18 protein-coding genes are annotated in these 21859 nt (G+C 40.4%); 7 read left to right on the top strand and 11 right to left on the bottom strand.

Going from position 1 to position 21859, the window contains the following annotated elements; genetic code table 11:
* Complete coding sequence (locus MWU84_RS10290; RefSeq protein ID WP_246901336.1) at positions 1 to 1683, top strand: AarF/ABC1/UbiB kinase family protein; 1683 nt, start codon at positions 1 to 3, stop codon at positions 1681 to 1683.
* Between the two features lie 138 nt (positions 1684 to 1821).
* Positions 1822 to 2586, top strand: coding sequence for an exodeoxyribonuclease III (locus tag MWU84_RS10285; protein ID WP_246901334.1), 765 nt, complete (start codon positions 1822 to 1824; stop codon positions 2584 to 2586).
* Here the strand turns inward: MWU84_RS10285 and MWU84_RS10280 are convergent.
* From MWU84_RS10280 to MWU84_RS10265, 4 genes are all read right to left on the bottom strand, one after another.
* A complete protein-coding gene (locus tag MWU84_RS10280) occupies positions 2583 to 2948 on the bottom strand; it encodes a hypothetical protein (protein ID WP_246901332.1) in 366 nt (121 codons plus the stop codon). The two genes, MWU84_RS10285 and MWU84_RS10280, sit on opposite strands and share 4 nt — an antisense overlap.
* 51 nt (positions 2949 to 2999) lie before the next feature.
* A complete protein-coding gene (locus MWU84_RS10275; RefSeq protein WP_246901330.1) occupies positions 3000 to 3395 on the bottom strand; it encodes a hypothetical protein in 396 nt (131 codons plus the stop codon).
* 27 nt (positions 3396 to 3422) lie between these two features.
* Positions 3423 to 4190, bottom strand: coding sequence for a sigma-70 family RNA polymerase sigma factor (locus MWU84_RS10270; RefSeq protein WP_246901329.1), 768 nt, complete (start codon positions 4188 to 4190; stop codon positions 3423 to 3425).
* Between the two features lie 137 nt (positions 4191 to 4327).
* Positions 4328 to 4819 carry a hypothetical protein gene (locus MWU84_RS10265; protein WP_246901328.1) on the bottom strand — a complete coding sequence of 164 codons (492 nt, stop codon included), beginning with the start codon at positions 4817 to 4819 and terminating at the stop codon, positions 4328 to 4330.
* 164 nt (positions 4820 to 4983) lie between these two features.
* Here MWU84_RS10265 and MWU84_RS10260 point away from each other — a divergent pair, with 164 nt between their 5' ends.
* From MWU84_RS10260 to MWU84_RS10250, 3 genes are read left to right on the top strand one after another with little or no spacing between them, the layout of a single operon-like run.
* Positions 4984 to 5313, top strand: coding sequence for a YtxH domain-containing protein (locus tag MWU84_RS10260; protein ID WP_246901327.1), 330 nt, complete (start codon positions 4984 to 4986; stop codon positions 5311 to 5313).
* A 6-nt stretch (positions 5314 to 5319) separates the two neighbouring features.
* On the top strand, positions 5320 to 5664 hold the full coding sequence (locus MWU84_RS10255) for a hypothetical protein (protein ID WP_246901326.1): 345 nt from the start codon (positions 5320 to 5322) through the stop codon (positions 5662 to 5664).
* A 4-nt stretch (positions 5665 to 5668) separates the two neighbouring features.
* Positions 5669 to 5887, top strand: coding sequence for a DUF6327 family protein (locus MWU84_RS10250; RefSeq protein WP_246901325.1), 219 nt, complete (start codon positions 5669 to 5671; stop codon positions 5885 to 5887).
* Positions 5888 to 5922: 35 nt separating this feature from the next.
* Here the strand turns inward: MWU84_RS10250 and MWU84_RS10245 are convergent, their stop codons facing one another.
* A complete protein-coding gene (locus MWU84_RS10245; RefSeq protein WP_246901323.1) occupies positions 5923 to 6990 on the bottom strand; it encodes a response regulator in 1068 nt (355 codons plus the stop codon).
* Positions 6968 to 9721, bottom strand: coding sequence for a PAS domain S-box protein (locus tag MWU84_RS10240; RefSeq protein ID WP_246901322.1), 2754 nt, complete (start codon positions 9719 to 9721; stop codon positions 6968 to 6970). The genes MWU84_RS10245 and MWU84_RS10240 overlap by 23 nt, the downstream gene beginning before the upstream one ends.
* Positions 9722 to 9983: 262 nt before the next feature.
* On the opposite strand from MWU84_RS10240, the gene MWU84_RS10235 reads away from it, so the two are divergent.
* Positions 9984 to 10823 carry a patatin-like phospholipase family protein gene (locus tag MWU84_RS10235; RefSeq protein WP_246901320.1) on the top strand — a complete coding sequence of 280 codons (840 nt, stop codon included), beginning with the start codon at positions 9984 to 9986 and terminating at the stop codon, positions 10821 to 10823.
* Between the two features lie 313 nt (positions 10824 to 11136).
* On the opposite strand, the gene MWU84_RS10230 is transcribed toward MWU84_RS10235, so the two are convergent.
* Both MWU84_RS10230 and MWU84_RS10225 read right to left on the bottom strand, forming a co-directional pair.
* The gene (locus tag MWU84_RS10230) at positions 11137 to 13812 is read right to left on the bottom strand and encodes a cation-transporting P-type ATPase (RefSeq protein ID WP_246901319.1); all 2676 of its coding nucleotides are present in this window, start codon (positions 13810 to 13812) and stop codon (positions 11137 to 11139) included.
* Positions 13813 to 13919: 107 nt separating this feature from the next.
* The gene (locus tag MWU84_RS10225) at positions 13920 to 14384 is read right to left on the bottom strand and encodes an Hsp20/alpha crystallin family protein (protein WP_246901318.1); all 465 of its coding nucleotides are present in this window, start codon (positions 14382 to 14384) and stop codon (positions 13920 to 13922) included.
* Between the two features lie 220 nt (positions 14385 to 14604).
* On the opposite strand from MWU84_RS10225, the gene MWU84_RS10220 reads away from it, so the two are divergent.
* Positions 14605 to 17115, top strand: a complete 2511-nt coding sequence (locus tag MWU84_RS10220; RefSeq protein WP_246901317.1) for a cation-translocating P-type ATPase — start codon at positions 14605 to 14607, stop codon at positions 17113 to 17115.
* A gap of 26 nt (positions 17116 to 17141) precedes the next feature.
* Here MWU84_RS10220 and upp read toward each other — a convergent pair whose 3' ends face one another.
* The 3 genes from upp to MWU84_RS10205 all read right to left on the bottom strand — a co-directional run bounded on the left by upp (position 17142) and on the right by MWU84_RS10205 (position 21741).
* The gene (upp, locus tag MWU84_RS10215) at positions 17142 to 17795 is read right to left on the bottom strand and encodes a uracil phosphoribosyltransferase (RefSeq protein WP_246901316.1); all 654 of its coding nucleotides are present in this window, start codon (positions 17793 to 17795) and stop codon (positions 17142 to 17144) included.
* A 98-nt stretch (positions 17796 to 17893) separates the two neighbouring features.
* The gene (glgP, locus tag MWU84_RS10210; RefSeq protein WP_246901315.1) at positions 17894 to 20458 is read right to left on the bottom strand and encodes an alpha-glucan family phosphorylase; all 2565 of its coding nucleotides are present in this window, start codon (positions 20456 to 20458) and stop codon (positions 17894 to 17896) included.
* Positions 20459 to 20658: 200 nt separating this feature from the next.
* Positions 20659 to 21741 carry a site-2 protease family protein gene (locus MWU84_RS10205; RefSeq protein WP_246901314.1) on the bottom strand — a complete coding sequence of 361 codons (1083 nt, stop codon included), beginning with the start codon at positions 21739 to 21741 and terminating at the stop codon, positions 20659 to 20661.
* Positions 21742 to 21859 lie beyond the last annotated feature (118 nt).

The following is a 21859-nucleotide window of genomic DNA, read 5'->3' as shown; positions in this document are numbered from 1 at the left end:
ATGTTTGGTATAAAATTTCCACAAAAACAAAATCTTAAAAGATACAATGCCCTATTTGTAGTACTTACCAAATATGGTTTTGAGGATGTCATGGCCAGTAGTACGGCCCAAAAATTCATTCCCAAAAATTACCTCCTTAAACACCCTGATACAGAAAAGCGGTTATCCGGATCCACATATGAACGCATCCGTATGGTACTGGAAGAATTGGGTCCTTCCTATGTAAAGATGGGGCAAATTATGAGCAACCGGGACGATATGTTGCCACTAGACCTGGTTAAAGAGCTAGAAAAACTACAGGACCATGCTCCTACCCTACAGAATTTTGACGTAGAAAAAGTTTTGTCACAAGAACTGGATATTGATTGTTCCCAACATTTCCTTTCCATTGATCCCCAACCCTTGGCGGCTGCCTCATTGGCCCAAGTCCATAAGGCACAGCTCTCCAATGGGGATTGGGTAGTATTAAAAATACAGCGTCCCAATATAGCCGAAGTCATTGCCTCTGACATTTCCATTATGAAGGAAGTTGCGGAAGCTATGGAAAAATATAGCACACAGGTCAAGGCCTTTCAGCCTGTAAAGTTGGTGGAATCCTTTGAAAAAAGCATCAACGAAGAACTTAGTTTTCATAGAGAAATGGACAATATGGAACATTTCGCCATTAATTTTAAGGACAACAAGGCTATCTATGTCCCCCATCTATATCGCGAACTTAGCAATGACCATATCATTTGTATGGAGTGGATAGACGGAATCAAGGTTTCCGAGCTGCATAAATTAAAGGAAAGCAACATTGATTCCAGCTCCGTCGCCAAAGTTGGGGTAGATCTATATTTGGAACAGGTTTTGGAACATGGCTTTTTTCACGCGGATCCACACCCTGGAAATCTATTTGTGTTACCTGAGATCCAAAAAATCTGCTTTATAGATTTTGGTATGATGGGTACCATTATGCCCAACGACAAGGAGGCACTTATAGAACTGCTGCTTTGTTTTTTAAAAAAAGATGTAAGGAAAATAATTTCCGTTCTAAAAAAAATAGCTTTAAAAACTGACATTCCCGACGAAAAAAAACTGGAGTATGATTTGTACGAATTGATTCAAGGCATAAGCAATACATCTATCGCTAACATTAAGTTGGGGACCACCTTGAAGCAATTTAAAAATGTTCTTTATGAAAATAAGATTACCATACCGCATTACTTGTACATTCTTATACGCGCTTTGGTTATAATTGAAGGTGTAGGCCTAAAATTGGATCCAGAATTCAACATAACGGATAATCTAGAACCCTATATGACCAAGATTAGCCGTAAAAGATTTGGCCTAAAGCGACTTTTTCAAAAAAACCTGAATAGATTTCAAGATTACAATGCACTATTGGATAAATTACCGACGGACATTAATGAAATAGTAGACAAGATCAAAGACGGGAAATTAGTCATTGTACATGAGCACAAAGGCCTGGACGATTTTAGAAAGTCCCTGAAAACTGCCTTTAACCGTTTGGTCTATGCGGTTATTATTGCAGCACTCTCCATTGGCTCTGCCCTTTTGGTAATGGCCGATATGCCACCAAAGATTAGCGGAATACCCTTATTGGGCGCTATAGGTTTTAGTCTTTCCGCCATTATTGGATTGGTTATTCTAATCTCAATTTATAGGAATAAGGAAGAGTAAACCTTATTCCATTTCTTCCAATAGATGATGATAAAATGGGCAAAACTTTAAGTGATCATTTTATAAAAACAGTTCGGAATCATTATCTTTATTCATAATTGTTTTTTTCATAGCATTGTCCAAAATAAAATCCAAACAATGAGAATAATTTCATGGAATGTCAATGGCATTAGGGCCGTTGCCAAAAAAGATTTTTTCGAATCCGTAAATAAAATGGCCCCTGATATTCTATGTCTTCAAGAGACCAAGGCACAGGACCACGAGGTAGAGGAGACACTTTCGGCAATGGAACATTATACCATGCATTCCAATTCTGCAGATAAGAAGGGATATTCCGGAACCGCACTCATCAGTAAAACCGAACCTCTTGCCGTAACCAGGGATATGCAGGTAACGGAGCACGATAGCGAAGGTAGAATACTATGCGCCGAGTATAATGACTTTTATTTGGTAAACGTATACGTACCCAATTCCGGACAGCAATTGGACCGACTGGACTACCGTAAACAATGGGATGTCGATTTTCTGAACTATCTCAAAAACCTTGAAAAGACAAAACCTGTAATTGCTTGCGGGGACTTTAACGTGGCCCATAGGGCAATGGACCTTAAGAACGATAAAAGCAACTATAATAAAACTGCAGGATACACCCAAATTGAAATTGACGGAATGGACAATTTTGTCAAATCTGGTTTTGTGGATTCGTTTCGGCATTTTCATCCAGATACCGTGGCATATACCTATTGGAGCTACCGCTTTAAGTCGCGGGAAAGAAATACCGGCTGGCGTATAGATTATTTCTTGGTAAGCAAGTCTTTGGTAGACCGTATAAAGTCTGTAGATATCCTATCGGATTATTTTGGTTCCGACCACTGTCCCATCTCTTTGGACATCGAATTCTAAAAAGATCCGTAGTGGCCTATATATTCCTGTAGGACGCTAATCTGAAAATCACCTACGACCTGGAGTTCAGAGTCCGCGTTCATAAGCACCAAACCATAGGCCAAATGTGACAACTTGCAGTCGCTCACAACTTGCTTTTGGATTCCGGTGAAAACCGGCCTAAAATGTTGGTCCATATCCAAACCGGAAGATTTCCCTACGCTCATGGCCTTGACCACAGCCTCCGTAATTTGATTGGGCGATAAACCTTGTTCCAACAAATCACTGGCCAGATGTTTCAACCGAAAGCTATAGTAGAATTCCAAAAAATTGGCAATACTATCCATTTTCCTATTCTCCGAAGTGTAAATTGAAATTTCCATAACTTTCAGTTCTTTATTATTCTTTCAACTTTTCATGGTACTAAGGTATAATCATAATTTCTTGGCATACCCAAAAACCATTTTTTTAAATTCCATAAAGTCTTTGGTAAACAAATCCATTTGGTCCCTGATATTTGAATGTTTTTCCCGGAAATCCTGATCGGATAGTCCTTTCTCCCCCTTTAGTAAACGGGACAATAGACTTTCATGGGCTACAATATCCTCTGCCAAATAATCAAATAAGGTTTCGTGAATCTTGTCCAGATATTGTAACATCTGTCCGTATTCCGAAGCTTTTACCTGTTCCTTATCCAGCAAATCTGTAAAGAACCTAGCTTCGTCCTTCCAAAAGGCAATGATGTTCAACCATTCCCTACTTTCCTTGTGTAAGGCATCCAGCCCTTCACCTATCAATATTTCTTTTTTTGACTTTGGTCCAGTGTTCATAGTTCCATAAATTAAAATTCACAGTTATTAGTCCAAATATCTCTTGATGAAGCTGGTCCTTAGACTTTTCCTGGCAGTCTTCAAAATCGATTCTATTTCTTGAACGGTACTATTGTGTATTTTGGCAATTTCCGCTATATCAAATTGATGTTCCGTAAACAGTTCAAATACCCTTCGCATTTGCTTGGGCATATGATATAGGACCATTTCTGAGTGTTTTCTAATGTTCTCCGCTCCCAATTCCTTGTCCAATTGGAGTAATACTTTTTGATCGTCATCCCCAACAAAAATATGGTTTAGTACATAGTCATCCTTGGCATAGGAAATATCATCCAATTCTTCGTTCATAATTAAATCCCCGTCTCCATCCGTAGTGAATTTTTCCTGCATGCTTTCCCATTCAGGTTTGGAGTAGGCATCTATATTTTCAAGGAACAAGGCATCAAATTCTTCCTCCACAAAGATTGTCTCCAGCAATTCATCCACTTTCTTGAACATCCATGGATGCAGCTCATTTTTATTATTTATCTCATCCAAATGGTCATATACCTCTATAAATAGCTGATCAATAATATCGTCTGTCCTATACCTGTTCCTATCAATCTTGCCCTTTACCACGGCCCGGTTGAGGTTTTTTTGGACATATCGCCTAACTTCGGGCATGGCCTTTAACAGTAACTCATTGAATGCCTTAAGGTCTCCCTCATTTTTTAACCGCGTTAAATCAGAAAAGGAATTGGCTACAAACACGTGAAACTCCCTTTGACTTTGAAATATATTTACTGACTCTTTCATACCTTATATTATTTTGTTTAAATTGATGTACTTCAAAAATGCCAACTTCCTTCTTCTAAAAAAATGATTTAAATCATCTATCCCTAATCGATCCGGATAAAGAAATCTTGATAGTAATCCTAGAAGTTCCCTGGCACTTAACTTAATTTCTCCAACTTCTCTTCTATCAGCTGCGTTTGCGGCAAAGTGTGGCGCACCAAAAGAAGTAGGTGTCCTTTTTTTAGTGCTTTGAGATAAAAATTAACCTTATCCTCCGTTATGCCCAATCCCCTTAAAATTCCATACGGTCCGGCCGACATAGATCCAAGTGGTCTTCCCGATATATCAATTAGGAATTGGGAGGCCAAGGCACCTGCAATAAAGAGAGTTCCAAACTCTGTATGGGGAAATACGCCAAAACTTACCTTTTCTTTTAAAACCTTATTCCAATAAGCTTTTAACTCCGATTCTTGATCAAAATCCCTTTTGCCTTTGGCAACAAGGTTGTTTCCAAGTTTTCCCAGGACAGATATTTGCGGTCTTTCCATATCTTCATCAAGAATAATTTCAATGGCCTTACGCAACATCTTTAGATGCTCATAATCCCTCAAAATAAAATTATACACCGCTTTATTGACCCTAGTATTCATTTGACACAAAAATGATGAAATGGCTAGGTTGGTATATTTGTCCTTCCCTAATTTAAGAACTAAAGCCTGAAAATGATATGATTTATATCATTTCCAAACCATTTTAATAGACTTATTTTTGAGTATCATTTTAAAATATGTAATAATCAAAAAATTCAGTAATCATGACAAACAACGACGGAAATATTCTTTTAGCTTTATTGACAGGTGCTGCCATAGGTGCAGGAATTGGAATTCTATATGCGCCGGATAAGGGCATAGAGACCAGACATAAAATAAAGCAAAAGGTGGGGGAAACCACCCACGACCTAACAGAAAGAATCTCCCATGCCAAGGAAGAGCTTACCAAAACTGCCAATGAAAAAAAAGATGCCTTTGACCGAAAACTGGACGAAGCCATCTCCACTATGAGCTATAAGGCAGATGACATTATTGCTACCTTGGAGCGCAAATTGGAAGACTTAAAAAAGAAAAACGCCCAACTTCAAAAATAAGGTAGCATGGCCTTGGAAGAACTTAAGAGAGACCTTACAGAGGCAGAAGCCGATGTAAGGTCTTATCTAGAAAATAGCGAGGAGTATGCCAAGCTAAAAATATTTAAAGTACTTATGGAGCTTGTTACCATATTTGCGCAAACCCTTTTAATTGGGGCCTTGGCCCTACTTGCATTGGTTTTGTTATCATGGGCCGCATCCAATGCCCTGAACGAAGCCTTGGAAAGCGCTTACCTTGGGTATTTACTGATTGGTATGAGCTATGTACTAATAGCTGTTATTTGTTATTTTCTTAGGAACAGGCTCAATGGGCCAGTACTACGTAAATTTTCCAAACATTATTTTGATTAAGACTATGGGGAAGCAATACAACTCTTTTAAAGAAATTGATGAAAGGCTAACGATTTTGAAATTACAGCGTAAAATTGAAATTGAAAGCCTTAAACTTAATATCAACCAAGTAAAGGCCAATCTAAGACCACTACAACTGGCAGGAAACCTAAAAGGTAGCATTCAACAAATGCTATTGATCTATGCAATTAGGAAGCTAAAGTCCATATTTAGCAGAAGGTAACAACGTATTTTTTAAGCTTATCCCCCATGACAAGCTTAGAAATCCGCTACTTCCCTTAGTCCCTTTTCATTTAAAATAATGATCCTTCTTCCATGATCGGTGGCGATCAGCCCTTCGTCCTTAAAATCCGATAATGCCCGGATTGCGGTTTCCGTTGCGGTACCTATCATACCAGCGAAATCCTCCCTCGGTATTCCTATTCCTCCATTGGGTTTGTCGTGTATAACATTTTTATCATAAAGTTCCAACAGGGCCTTTGCTGCCCTTTGCCTTACCGAGGCAAATGCCATATCCACCAATTGTTCCTGTAGGTGCATAAGATTATTCGATATCATTCCAATAAATTTCTGTGAAACGACAGAGTTGCCATAAATTAATTTGGTAAAATCCTTCTTAGGTATGGTGCACATTTCGGAATCTTCCAACACAGTGGCATTTTCAACATAAACTTCATTGGAATTCAATAAGGAAAGTTGCCCAACAAAATCTCCAGGACCAAATATTCCTGTTACAAATTCCTTTCCGGATTCCGTGCTTTTATAGGTCTTAACACTGCCTTGTTCAATGAAATACAAAGAATTTGCGTTATCACCTTCCCAGAAAATTATATCCTTTTTATTGTATTTCTTAAGGGGGTAATCCTTGGAAAGACTCCTCATATCGTCGTATTGGGAGGCCTCGTCCATAAATTTATTGAGTCCTTCCATGTTTTTGGCAATCTCTTTTTTAAGAAAATCGCTCTTTCGTAAACGGGAGGAAATAGCTTCAAGCAATTCTTTTTCCTCAAATGGCTTGGTGAGATAATCGTCCGCCCCCAAATTCATTCCCAGTCTCACCTCTGCCCTATCGGTTTTTGCCGTCAAAAATATAAAGGGTATGCTAGCGGTTGTACTGTTTTTGCCCAATATTTCCAATACCCCATATCCGTCCAGTTCAGGCATCATTATATCACATATGATCACGTCTGGCCTAAATTTTTCCGCAAGTTCTACCCCTACTTTTCCATTCTCGGCGGCAGCTACCTCGTAATTGGCCAATTCCAGTATGTCCGCTGTATTTTCCCTTACATCCTTGTTATCTTCAATTAATAGAATTCTTTTCATATTCGTTCATATTTATAGGCAGTTTTAGACTGAAGGTGCTACCTAAACCCTCTTCACTTTTGAAGCTTACTCCACCGCGCAAAAGCTCCGTATACTGTTTAACAATATGGAGTCCAAGACCCGTACCCTGAAAGTTGGTGGCGTTTTCTGCACGAAAAAAGCGGCTGAATATTTTATTTTGTTCCTTTTTAGGTATACCGATGCCATTATCCTTGATTTTTATAGTCAAGACCTTTCCGTTCACCTTAATTTCAATAATAATCTCTTGTTGCTCCTCAGAGTACTTGATAGCATTGGAGAGAAGATTTATTAGGATGTGGTTCAATAGTTTGGGGTCAAGACAAACCGTTATAGAGGGTTGGGAATACTTTAAAACAATGTCCTGACCAGCTTTTTTGTTTGGCTCCATTTCATCCATCAACATTTTTACAAATTGTACCAATTCAAAAGACTGTGGTTTTACTTGTACTTTGCCCTCTTCCAACTTGCTCAAGGATAGAAAATCGTTAAGAATAACAACCAGATCTTTCACATTGGTCCTTATTCTGGAGACATGTTTCATTCTCCTATCCTCCTTACCTGGCTCATTTTGTTTTCCTATCAGGATTGCAGAAGAAAGTATGGCACTGAGCGGAGTTCGGAATTCATGCGAGGCCATGGAAATAAAACGGGATTTTAACTCATTTAGTTCCTTTTCCACCAGAACCGTCTTTTCCAGTTTATGCTGTATCTTCTTCTGTTCAGTAACATTATTGTAAACAAATAGGGCCCACATTATTTTCTTTTCATCAGAATAGAGCGGTGTAGAATTAACAGCATAGCATTGATCATGAAAATCTACTTCAAAAGAAATATTGCTCCCCCTTAGTGTTTTTCGAATATCCGATTTTATTTTTTTGATCTGTATTTTTGAAAAAACAGGGATGTCATCTATGGGAATTCCTTCATAATCTGACTTTTTAAAATTGATTCGGTCCATTTCCTCCCCTTCCACATAAACCAATTCATAATCGGAATTAAATACCATGATGACCCCATTGGGAAAATTATGTGCTATGGCAGTAAACAATGCCCTACTGAGATTTGCCTTCCTTTGAGCTCTTTGGGTCTCGATCATTTGATCTTCCAGATTTAAATTGGTCGATACCAGTTTCTCTACCGTAGTTTGTACCTCCCTAGTCCGTTCTTCAACTTTGTCTTCCAATACAAAGGCATATTCCTCCATTTTTTTCTTGGCATCCTGGATTTCGGTCACGTCGTTCAGAACCCCAATAAAATGTGTCAATTTTTGATCTTTATCATATAAGGGCGTAATGGCCAGATCGTTCCAAAAAAGCGTCCCGTCCTTACGATAATTTCGGAGTAGAACCTTACAAGTTTCACCACGTTCAATTGCCTCGGCCAAGATTGCAATTTCAGGTTGGTCCCGATCTTCATTTTGTAAAAATCTGCAATTTCTTCCTAGAGCCTCATCATTGCTATAACCGGTTATTTTGGTGAAGGACCTATTGCTATAAACAATAGGGAGTTTTGGATCTTGGGCGTCTACAATGATGATGCCATTACCTGCAAGTTCCAGAGCCCTATTCCTGATATTCAGGGTATCCTGCAGCCACTTGGTATCCGTAACATCTACCCCGGAACTTACAACCCCGATAATTTGATTCTTGTCATTACGTAAAGTAGCATTCCGCCATCGAATAAGTCGCTCTTTCCCATCTTTGGTTAAAATATGGTTTTCATAAAAGTCTGGAGGTTGAACCCTATCCTCAAAAATATCATCGAAAAGTCCCATTAGATCCTTTCTTTCCCTTTGGGGAATAAACCCTGTAAACCAGTTCCTGTGTAAAATTTCATTCCTTTCAAACCCTAATAACTCACAGGTCTTTTTATTGATAAGTTGAACGGTATAATCCCTATTGATGACCAAAAACAAGGAGGCGGAGGTATCCAAATACTGACGGAGCATATTTTTTTCCTTGTCCAATGCCATTTCTATTTCCTTGCTCTCCGTTACATCCTGCATAAATCCTTCCAAACTAAGAATATTACCCTGCTCATTGGTAACACAGGATACCTGCTCCCATATCCATTTTATTTCCTTATTTGAAGTAACTATCCTATAGCTTAGCTGATACTGTTTTTTATCCGCGATACCCTTGTTTACCTCTTTCAAAACCCGGGGCAGATCCTCTGGATAAACTAAGGATTCCCAGTTAAGTTCTGAGCCATTATAAAAATGTTCAGGAGAATACCCGCTAATTGTCAGGCAGGCCTCACTGATAAATTCAAAGTTCCAAGGTTTGTCAAGATTTGAGCTATAGACTATTCCCGATACATTGGAGATCAATGTTCTAAACTTTCTATCACTTTCAAATACAGTAATATCTGCCGGTTTACAGAAAATTACTTTTACCCCTTGATCTTTTATCACAGTTGGGACGATCCTAATATCAATAGGAAATTTTACACCGTTCTTTCTACAGCCATAAAACTGATCGTCCCCGACAAAAACCTCATTCATTTGGGCTGAAAAAGCATTGGCATTCCAATCGGGAAGAATCAAATCAATATTGCTCTGCACCAACTCCCCTGCTTCATAACCGAATATACGTTCTGCCGACGGGTTCGCAGTGAGAATAGATCCAAGTTGGTCCACCACAAACAATCCCGCTAAGGAGGATTTAAAAATAGATTGAAAAAGATCGCTATTTGTTATTTTTTCATTCATTGCCCATTCTACTGAAATTCACTAAATGGTCTTGGCCGCACCAAAAAGGACGGACCGTTAAGGAGTTTTGTTGAATATACACCATCCATTGAGGCCTGTATTCCAATAATTTAGTACTCAGTTACACAAATGTATTGTTCACTGTAGCCGAAAGAAATGATATCCGTCATAACCTGTACCTGGATCGTAAAAACCTGATAATGGTCATATGTGCATTTCTTTATAAGAAATAACTTTGATTCAAATTCTAAATAAAAGGCTTATGACAACTGGGTTGGTCCTTTCTGGCGGTGGAATACGGGGCGTTGCCCATATAGGGGCCATAAAGGCATTGGAGGAATACGGCATTTATCCTGCCCATATTGCAGGCACCAGCGCAGGGGCCATTGTTGGTGCCTTGTACGCTGCCGGCTGTACTTGGGAAGAAATGTTGGATTTTTTTAAGTCCACAGAGATTTTCAGTCTTACTAATTATGCTATGGGAAAACCTGGTTTTTTGGATACAGAAAAATTCCATGATCAATTAAAGGCCTACATATCCCATGATACCTTCGAATCTTTGGAGAAGCAACTTTATGTAACGGCTACCAACCTACTTGATGGTACTTTGAATGTTTTTAGTGAAGGTGAACTCATAAAACCCGTATTAGCTTCAGCTGCTGTTCCTGGACTTTTTGCCCCTGTAGAGATCAATAAAGGATATTACGTAGACGGCGGCACCCTGAATAATTTTCCAGTGGACCTTATAAAAAAGTATTGTGATCAGATTGTGGGGGTCTATGTAAATCCGTTCAATCATGTAAGTATCAAGGAACTTAACCATGTAAACAAGGTTTTGGAAAGGGCCTACCACGTTATGTTGGCCAATGAAACCACCAAGAAATTTAAAGACTGCGATATATTGATACGTCCCGCCAACATGGATCGTTATGGCATGTTTACCTTAAAAAATTTAGATATTATTCTAGATTTGGGTTATACTGCAACCATGAACGCACTGAATAACAGTGACCTTGCCTCAGAATTGCTATCAGCAGCAGAATTGGAAGCTATGAACGGTTTTTCCATGGATCCTTCCATTATTGGCAATCCACAGGAATAAACTTGTTGGAATATCTTTTATTACCTTGAATTTTGAATTTTAAAAATAGGGAATTTACTTGATAATCGAGATTTAAACCTTCCTACCCCGAGGTAGTTTAGCCATACGCAACACCTAATTAAGGAATTTTATATTCTTACCCTAACTTGTTACAACGGCCGATTAGTGTGTTTAACCAGTTATCATTAATTTTCAAAGTGCTATCCCAATGGCAAAAGAAATTATCATTTTCCTTTAAACACACATCCTATATAAATTCCCCTGGGCCGGTACTGACCAATCTTGTGCCCATTAAAACCTTAATCCAAAGGATTTAAGGGATAACACTGTTGGGGTAAGCACCAAAATATAATACCCTTGCCCGTTTAAACAATTGTGCCAAGACCAGTGCCCCAAATGCAAATAGAGCAGAATATCCCAATTGTTCCCAGGATAGCATCCGCAACGAAAATGCCGCTGCCAAGGGAGTGCTTAGGTTGGCACCTAAAGTCAAGGCCAAAGACAGAATAATTGCTCCCCAAACCCATAAATTAGTTGTAATTTCATTTATGAAAAAGGATTCCCTTTGTTTTGGTATATTAAATACGTTGATCAATTGGGCAAATACTAAGGTATAAAAAGCCATATTATTAATAATTTCAGGGGAAAATTTCAGAATCTTGTCCGCATAGGCAACAATGCCAAGAACAGCTATTGTAATGGACAGCCCGTAGAGTACAATAAAATTCCAATCAATTTGGGACAATATAGGGTCCTTTGGTTTTTTGGGTGGTTGTTCCATGATATCCTTTTCCCCCTTTCCAAAACCCAAGGCCAATGCAGGAAAAACATCGGTCACCAAATTCAGGAACAATATTTGTAACGGCAATAGAGGTGATGGCAAATTTAATAAGGCGGCAAAGCCTACCGTAAGTATTTCTGCCAAATTACAGGATAATAAGTATACGACAAATTGGCGAATATTCTGAAATATTACCCTGCCCTGCCTTATTCCCAATTCCATGGCCGTAAACTTATCATTTTTCAAAATCACGTCTGCCACTTCACGGGCTGCCTCCGCACCCCTAAGGCCCATTGCTATACCTATGTCGGCCTTTTTTAATGCCGGGACATCATTGATTCCATCTCCTATCATTCCAACAATATGGCCATGTTCTTGATAATAGCTTATTAAATTCAACTTTTGTTCCGGACCGACCCGAGCAAAAATAGAGGCATTCAACAACACACTACCATTACCGTCAGTTCCATCCAAGCTCCTTTTAATGTCCTTGCCATGCCAAATTCTGTCTGGGCCCGCATTAATCTCCAAGATCCCAACTTCCTGGGCTATTTTTTTTGATGTGCCGGGATGATCACCGGTAACCATGATCACTTTAATACCCGCCTTCTTGTAAATATCAATGACTGCCTTGACATCTTCTCTGGCTGGATCCTGAAATCCTATAACGCCTAAAAAAGTAAGCCCGTTTAGAATATTTGCTCTTGAAGGGGCCTTCTCTTCTTCCTTATATGCGAAAGCCAGGGTGCGCAAACCTTGAGAGGCAAGAGTATCTACTTTTTGCTTCCATAAAAGTTTGTGTTCATTAAGGTCCAATTCTTTCCCATCCAGATCAAAATTGCAATGGTCTACCAAACTTTCATATGCCCCCTTCGCATAGATGGTAAAGCCTCCTTGTCTTTGATGGGCCGTTGCCATTAACTTTAGTGTAGAATCGAATGGCAATTCCACCTTTTCCGGATTATTTCGTTTTACAAGCTCGGGATCATAACCCAAATTAATAGCAAAGTGTATCAAGGCCAATTCAATGGAATCGGCCTGTTCATCAATAGCTGTAGGATCCACATTATTACATAGTATCCCAACCATGATCATTTTATCAAAAACAAGTTTGTTCTTAAAGGCAGAAAAATAGGATTGTTCCCTTTGATTGAGATTATCCAGGCATGTTTCTCCAAAAATTATTGTAGATACCATCATCCGATCTTCGGTCAAGGTTCCAGTCTTATCCGTAAAGATGATATCCGTAGCCCCAAGAGTTTGTACGGCCTCCATTTTTTTAATGATGACTTGTTTTTGGGACAACCTCATCATTCCCCTTGCAAGGGCAATAGTGGCTACTATTGGCAAACCCTCGGGAATAGCAGCAACCGCCAAAGCTACTCCAGTTTCTATCATCAGCAAAAGATCATTGCCCCTAAAATAGCCAATGACCACAATTAATCCTGCAATACCGAGCGTTAACCAAATGAGCCATTTGCTCAATTGGTTTAATTTCTTCTCCAAAGGGGTGCGGTCCTTATCCGCATCCAAACCCATTTGCTGAATAGTCCCCAATTGTGAATACTTCCCTGTTGCCGTAACAATGGCCCTCCCATACCCCGAGCTGATCACTGTGCCCCTATAAACCATATTGGTACGATCCGTAACCGGAGTATTCTCCGGTAATGGCTCTATTCCTTTGTGAATCGAGAGACTCTCTCCTGTCAATACCGATTCTTTTACCGAAAGATTATCTACTTGTGTAAGGCGGGCATCGGCAGGAACGACATCACCCGGGCTCAAAACAATGACATCACCAGGTACCACATCCGCGGCTTTGATATCCATTCTTTGCCCAGACCTTATTACATCCGTACTTGTCTGCCCCATTTTTATTAGGGCCTCCAAAGATCTAACCGCTTTAAGTTCCATAAAGTATCCTATGGCCACGGAGATAAATATGACAAATAAAATGGCGGCACTCTCTAGCACATCACTGAAAATGTAGGCAAGACTTCCTGCCGCAAAAAGGATATAAATTATGGGATCCAAGAGTTGATCCAGAAAAATTGCCCATCTTTTCTTTGGGTCTTGTGCCGGTATCCGATTTGGACCATATTTCTGCAAACGTTCCGGAATGCACTCTTTATCCAAACCCCGTTCCAAATCACTGCCTGTGCAGGCAATTATTTCCTGCAGCGAGTAAAAAAAAGCATTTTGCAGCATATCGGATTAATTTACAAAAAATATGCCTTCTCGTCTTAACCACCCATACGGATATATTTTGGGTTTTGACGGGAAGGCATTGCTACTAACAAATAACCAACCAATAATTATCCGATTTGTACTTTTTTTGGAGGTGCTTTTTTAGCTTCCTCTTTTTTGGCCAGATTAAAGCTAAGGATACCATCCTTGTAGGCGGCCTTAATTTCTTCCTCTTTTACATTCTCAGGTAGTTGTAAAGATCGCTCAAAGGAATTATAGCTAAATTCCCTACGCGTAAATTTGTCCTCCTTTTCCTCCTTGGATTGCGACTTCTCGGCAGCAATATTTAAGCATCCATCATCAATGGTTACCTCAAAGTCCTTTTTTTGAAAACCTGGAGCAGCAAGCTCAATTTCAAAATGGTCGTCGGTTTCCTTAATGTTCAAGGCTGGCTCCGACCTTTTCCCATTCCAGAAACTGTCAGGTAGCATGTCTCTTACCCAAGCGCGATTATCGAAGAAATCGTCCATATCAAAAAAATCTTGTGTCATAAGGTTTCCAAATGGTCTTCTTTTAAATTTTACAAGTGTCATAATATTTTATTTTTAAGGGTTATATATTTATTATACTGCTAAAGTACACTCAACCAGCTTGGTACAAAATGATTTAGGTCAGTCACACAAATTTTCTTTACATTTATTTTTACCATATCAAATCACTGTAACAAAACTGCGTTGACCATATCCGAATTTGAAAGAATGCGAAAGTTGGATTGCAATGCCTGGTTATCTACATTATTGTTAATTTAGACATATGATCAATCCAATCGATTTTGGCATTAAAGGGCTAACGGATGAAGCGGTAAAAAGCTCTAGAAAGAAGTACGGGGAAAATAGCCTAAGCTATAAAAGGGACAATAGCTTTTTGGACGCTTTAAAAAGTATTGCCCAGGAACCGATGGTCATTCTGTTAATGGTGGCCTCTTCTATCTATTTTATAACAGGAAATAATGGTGATGGAATATTTATGGTCGCTGCCATTATCCTTGTAGCCTCAATATCCCTTTATCAGGATTCCAAAAGTAGGATGGCCTTGGAAAAATTAAAAAGTCTTACCCAACCCAATAGCCAGGTCATTAGGAACGGAGAAGTCGTAGAAATACCCAGTGAGGAGTTGGTAGTTGGCGACAGTCTAATGGTTGAGGAAGGCAACACCATTCCTGCCGATGGCACTATTGTTCATTCCAACGATTTCTCCGTAAACGAATCCATACTTACGGGAGAATCCCTTTCCGTTTTTAAGGATGCATCAAAATTGGACAATAGGATATTTGGTGGCACTACCGTAGCCAGTGGCTTGGCGATCGCCACCATTACCGAAATTGGCAACAGCACCCAATTGGGTAAAATTGGAAAAAGCCTTGAAGGTATCCAAGAAGAAAAGACACCCCTGGAAAAACAGATTTCCAATTTCGTAAAACATATGTCCATTTGGGGCGGGATCATTTTTCTATTGGTCTGGGGAATCAATTACCTTCAATCGCGGGAGGTATTGGAGAGTTTGCTAAAAGCCTTAACCTTGGCTATGAGTGTCCTGCCAGAGGAAATACCGGTGGCCTTCACCACTTTTATGGCCTTAGGTGCCTATAGGTTGATGAAAATGGGCATTGTTGTAAAACAAATGAAAACCGTAGAATCCCTAGGAAGCGCTACCGTAATTTGTGCGGACAAAACGGGCACCATAACCCAGAACAAGATGGAACTTGCCAAACTCTTCACCTTGGATACGGGAGAGGTAGTTTCTGTAGATGCCCCAATGATTAATTCCCAAAATGAATTGGTCACCATAGCCATGTGGGCCAGCGAACCAATTCCCTTTGATCCTATGGAAAAGGCCTTACATGAGGCCTATGGCAGAATTGCCCCTATAGACCAGCGGCCCCATTATAAAATGATACATGAGTATCCGCTAAGCGGAAAACCTCCTATGATGACCCATTTGTTCGAAAATAGTGAAGGTAAACGTATCATTGCGGCCAAAGGGGCGCCGGAAGCCCTTTTGGCTACTTCCGAACTTAACGATACCCAAAAAGAACAGATTACGGCTATCTTGACCAATTTAGGGCGCGAGGGATACCGAATGTTGGGAGTAGGACAGGCCATTTTTAAAGGGTCCGACTTTCCGGAAAAACAGCAGGATTTTCAATTTGATTTCAAGGGATTAGTGGCTTTTTATGACCCTCCAAAAGAGAACATCCGCCAGGTGCTTAAAGATTTTGAAAATGCCGGAATACAGGTAAAGTTGGTTACAGGAGATAATCCCGCCACTTCCATGGCCATTGCCAAACAAATTGATTTTCCTGGCTATGAAAAGAGCATGACCGGGGAGGAACTAATGCAATTAGGGGATACAGAATTGCAGCAAAAGGTAAAAAGCACACAGGTCTTTACCCGCATGTTCCCAGAAGCCAAGCTAAGAATTGTAAACGCCATAAAGGCCAATAACGAAGTAGTTGCCATGACAGGTGATGGGGTCAACGACGGTCCAGCGCTCAAGGCATCGCATATCGGTATTGCCATGGGCAAAAAAGGAACTGAGATTGCCAAGCAGGCCGCCTCCTTGATCTTGGTAGACGATGACCTTTCCAAAATGGTAGATGCCATTGCGATGGGCAGAAAAATTTATGGCAATCTAAAAAAGGCCATCCAGTATATCATATCCATCCATATCCCCATCATATTAACGGTATTTATCCCCTTGGCATTGGGGTGGGCCTATCCCGCCATATTTTCACCCTCCCATGTTATATTATTGGAATTGATCATGGGCCCCACCTGCTCCATTATTTATGAGAACGAGCCGATGGAGAAAAATACGATGATCCAAAAACCAAGGCCTTTTACTACAACTTTTTTTAAATTCAAGGAATTGGTAACCAGTATCGTTCAGGGGCTGGTAATCACCCTGGGATCTTTATCCGTATACCAATACGCAGTTTTTGAAGGATATAACGAATCCGTAACAAGAACTATGGTGTTTATGGTCTTGATATCTTCCAATATTTTTCTGACCCTGGTAAACCGTTCTTTCTACTATTCCATTTGGACCACTTTAAAATACAAGAACAACTTGGTGCCTTTGATTATAGGGATTACTTTGATCCTCTCGGCACTGTTGCTCTTTGTGCCCCCATTGACAAGATTTTTTCAATTTGAAACCTTGAACACAAATCAGCTTGGTATTGCTGTTATAGCTGGTATGATTTCCGTACTCTGGTATGAAATTGTGAAAGGGATAAAACGGGCCAAGGGAAAATTAAAATAGTGCACTAGATCCGAACAGGAAGAAGGCTAAAGTTTCACTCCAAAAGCTAAATCCCCTGCATCCCCTATTCCAGGCACAATATAGCCTTTGCTATTTAATTGGGTATCAATGGCTGCTATCCACAATTGGGTATTCTTTGGAAAAACTGTCTTAATATGGTCTATCCCGGATTGGGAACCAATTACCGATATAATATGGATCTGCTTGGGTTTGCCATGGTCCTTAAGTGCATTTAAAACATTTTCCAATGTTTTTCCTGTGGCCAGCATTGGATCTGTTAGGACCAAGGTTTTATTTTCCAAGGATGGGGCGGCAAAGTATTTGACGATGACTTCAAACGCATCCTCATCTCCACGGTGATGCCTATAGGCTGAAATAAAAGCATTCTCCGCATTGTCAAAATAGTTTAACAGGCCTTGATGTAATGGGAGTCCAGCACGTAAAACAGAGCACAGCACCAAATCATCCACGGGCATGGACATTTCTTTGGTTCCCAAAGGAGTTTCAACCATTTGGTTCCCATAGTCAAGGGTCTTGCTAAGCTCGTAGCCCAAAATTTCCCCAATACGTTCAATATTGCGCCTAAAGCGCATGCTATCGCGTTGAATATTGGCATCCCTTATTTCGGCTACAAATTTATTTAACAGTGAATTCCCTTCCCCTAGACTATGTACTATCATTGTTTATCCATTTAGTATCAAGATACAGAATTCCCGCTACAAACCCTATAAAATCTTCTGTATCCGCAGCAGGTTATTGCCTTTTTTTTTCTAAACTATTATCGCTGCCATAGAATCAGGTTATTCTCCAAGGGCACGGAAATATTTTCGTAGCAGGGAACTATCCGGGCCGTATAATGACCGGCCGGCCTGCTGGTCCTAATACACGCATGGCACTCGTGATCCAACCCATTCTTTGCAAGCCCCACAATTTCCATTTTCATAATTTCGCTTGCCCCGCCATGAAGGCCCTCGGCAAAGAGCTCTACAGAAATGGTGTCTGGACTTATGTGGTTCAACCAGACCATTATTTTAAATTGATACCCTCCTGCAATATTTTCAATTTGGGTCTGGACAAAACGCATTTGCCACCACTTATTTTGTAGATCAAGCTTGGCCTCAACTATTTTTTTTCCTAGCATTCCTTTTTTAGCGGATCTTTTTTTGTATTTGTTGGCTGCCGGAAGGTAATATTTCTCGGTGTATTCCCGAACGGCACGGTTTGCCGAAAACTTCGGGGTTAAGGTAGACATACTATTACGCATTTTTGCTACCCAATTTTCGGGTATCCCCTCTTTATTGCGATCATAAAATTCCGGTACCACCTTTTGTTCCAACAATTCGTACAATTCGTTGGCATCAATAGCATCCCAGTAGGGATCCTCCCCATGTTCATGACCATCGCCCATTGCCCAACCTACTTCCGGAGTATAGGCTTCCGCCCACCAACCGTCCAACTCCGATAGATTGATACCGCCATTGACCAAAACCTTCATACCACTGGTACCGCAGGCCTCCCAAGGACGCCTTGGAGTATTTATCCACACATCTACCCCTTGTACAAGATGTTCTGTTAACAACATATCATAATCGCTTAGAAAAACTACGTGCTTATATAAGTTATGTTGTTGGATAAATTGCACCCATTGTCTTATCAATGCCTTTCCAGACTCATCATATGGGGGAGACTTTCCTGCAAGCACCAATTGCACGGGCCGATGGGGATTTGTTAGAATTCGAATAAATCTTTCCGGATCATGTAAAAGTAGGTTTGGCCTTTTATAAGGAACAAATCGCCGTGCAAAACCCAAGGTCAAAGTTTCCTTGTTAAAAATATGCTTGGCCATTTCCACAATTTCAGGGGAGTGACCGGCATCCTCCGTCTGTCCTTGGAACCTTTCGCGGATAAAATTTATCATGTGATGTCTGGAATCGTTCCGGAATTGCCATAAAGCAACATCGGACAAGCAGTAAATGTCTTGCTCAACAGATTCCAAATGACCTCTCCAGCGATCTTTTCCGCAGGTACGAGTCCAGATCTTATCGGCGAATACCGAATCCCAGCTGGGCATATGAACTCCGTTGGTTACACTCCCTATCGGCACTTCGCTGTTAGGCCATCTTTTAAATAAATTACGAAAGAGATTTCGACTTACTTCCCCGTGAAGCTTGCTTACCCCATTTACCGCACTACTGCCATGAATGGCCAGATAGGCCATGTTAAAAAACTGGGATAAATTATGTGGGTCCTCCCTACCCAATGCCAACAGATCATTAAAATCCAAATGTAATTCCTTATTGGCATAATTGGCAAAAAACTGCCACATTAAGGACGGACTAAAATTATCAAATCCGGCCGCCACGGCAGTATGGGTGGTAAACAAATTTCCTGCACGGGTAACTGTCAAGGCCTCCGGAAAGGTAACACCATTCTCCCGCATAAAATCGGCCGCCCTTTCCAGTACAAGAAAGGCAGAGTGACCTTCGTTCATATGGCACACTTCCGGTGCAATGTTCATGGCTCGGAGCAATCTCCACCCCCCTATACCCAAGATAATTTCCTGCTGAATGCGAAGCTCCGACCCACCACCATATGCAGCACTGGTAATTCCCCTGTGAAGCGGCATATTAACCGGATCATTACTATCCAACAGATAAAGTTTCACCCGGCCCACCTGTACTTGCCATGTACGCAACCAAACTGTATGCCCGGATAAGGATATATTGATCCGCAACCATTCCCCATTGGGCAACCTCAGCGGTGAAATAGGCAATTGCCCGGGATCATTGTACGGAAAAAGCGCCTGTTGGGTACCAAATTGATCTATCAACTGTCTAAAATATCCCTGTTGGTAAAGTAACCCCACGGCTATAACGGGAATCCCTAGATCACTGGCCGATTTTAATTGATCCCCAGCAACGTTGCCAAGACCGCCAACATAAATTGGCAATGCTTCGCTCAGCATGAATTCCATACTAAAATAGGCAACACATTTTAGGGGAGCTGTAGGGTAATTTCTTTGAAACCAGGCGGGATCTGTAAGGGATTTCTCCTTAAGTTTTATCATATCACCCAACCTTTCCCTAAAGGCATTATCTGCCATCATTTTTATTAATTTATCACGGGAGACGTTCTGCAAAACCACCCAAGGATTGTGGGTTTCCATCCATAAATCAGAATCTAACTGGTACCATATTTCATCCACGGCATGGTTCCACGACCATCTTAAATCAAGGGCCAGTTCCGCAAGCTCGTCTACTCCATCAATATCCGTAGGGATAAAGCCATAAACCTGATTATTGTCCAAGGATTGTCCCGAATTAATTCTTTCTTTTTTTGCCATCTAATTGTTTTTTCAAAGTCCTAATGCCAAATTTGGTCGCAGATAACTGGACGGTGACGGCCTGACCATGTATATCCACTTTGGAAGTTTCTTGTTGCCAAAACGGATTGGGGTTTCAAATAGTTCCCAAGCTTTAATCTGAAATTGAAGTCTCTAAACCCTCATTCAACAATAAATATTTTGTCCCCTTTGAGCTTATTTTAGGATTCTGATTTAAACATTATGAACTCACCAATGTTGACCATATCAATAGCACCAATTAATTTTGAATTACTTGTCACCGGAAAAAAGCTCTTCTTTTCCTTTCCTATTAATTCCAACACCTTAGTGATTTCTGTAGATTCATCAATTATGGTGAAGCTCTTGTCCATAATATCCCTTACCAGAATAGAAGGGGTCTTGGCATGCTTAATGACATCCTTTTGGGTCACTATTCCCATTATTTCCCTGTCCACCGCTACCACAAAATCTTTTTCCGTACTTGCCAAAAGGATATCTATAACCTCTTGAACATTATTATCAGGACGTAGCACCGTAATATTGGTCAAGGTGGCTTCCTTTACCAAATGCCCCTTTAACAAGGAGTTTCTTCGGACCATTTGGTTCTCGCCATACGCCCCGAAGAAAATGAAAAATGCTATCAGTATTAAAAAAGGGTTTACGAAAAATCCTAGGATAAAAAATACAACGGCCAAGGCTTGGCCAATACTGGCCGCGATATTTGTTGCCTCCACGCGACTCAACCTAAAGGCCAACAAAGCCCTAAGTACCCTGCCACCATCCATGGGAAATGCGGGGATAAGGTTGAACACTACCAGCATTACATTGGCTACAAAAAGATAGAAAAGGAAATTCTGTAGGTTTGGTGCATAAAGCATTTCTTCGACTACTATATTATCGAAATTAAAATAGCTGTTCAGCGGTATTATTAGAGATAATAAAATAGCTATAACAACATTAACTGCTGGACCGGCCAAAGCTACCAAAAGTTCCTGCCCTGGTTTTTCCGGCATTTTATCCAAAGTGGCGACACCCCCAATGGGTAGAAGTATAATTCTTTGAGTCTTGATTCCAAATTTTCTAGCGGTAAGGGCATGACCCAATTCGTGCAGTACCACACAGGCCATCAATACCAAAATAAATCCTTGGTTAACGGCCACCCTCTCGAAGTTTCCACTATTCTGAAACTCGATAAATCCGGCCCAAATCAATAATAGTGCAAAAGTCCAATGCACCTCTAATCGGATACCGGCAACCTTTCCCAACTTTAAAAAACCCTTCATGACAAATATTTTGATGAAGATATTTCCGAAGTGCGACTTTGCCAATGACAAATGTCATAAAGGAAAAGGGAGATTTCCTTTGAAAGAGAACTTACCAAGGATAAAAATCAAAATATAT

It is taken from the genome of Arenibacter sp. F20364 (assembly GCF_023015905.1).
Taxonomy (GTDB): Bacteria; Bacteroidota; Bacteroidia; order Flavobacteriales; family Flavobacteriaceae; genus Arenibacter.
Note: the sequence above shows the minus strand (reverse complement) of the source record. Positions and strands in the feature narration are given on the sequence as shown.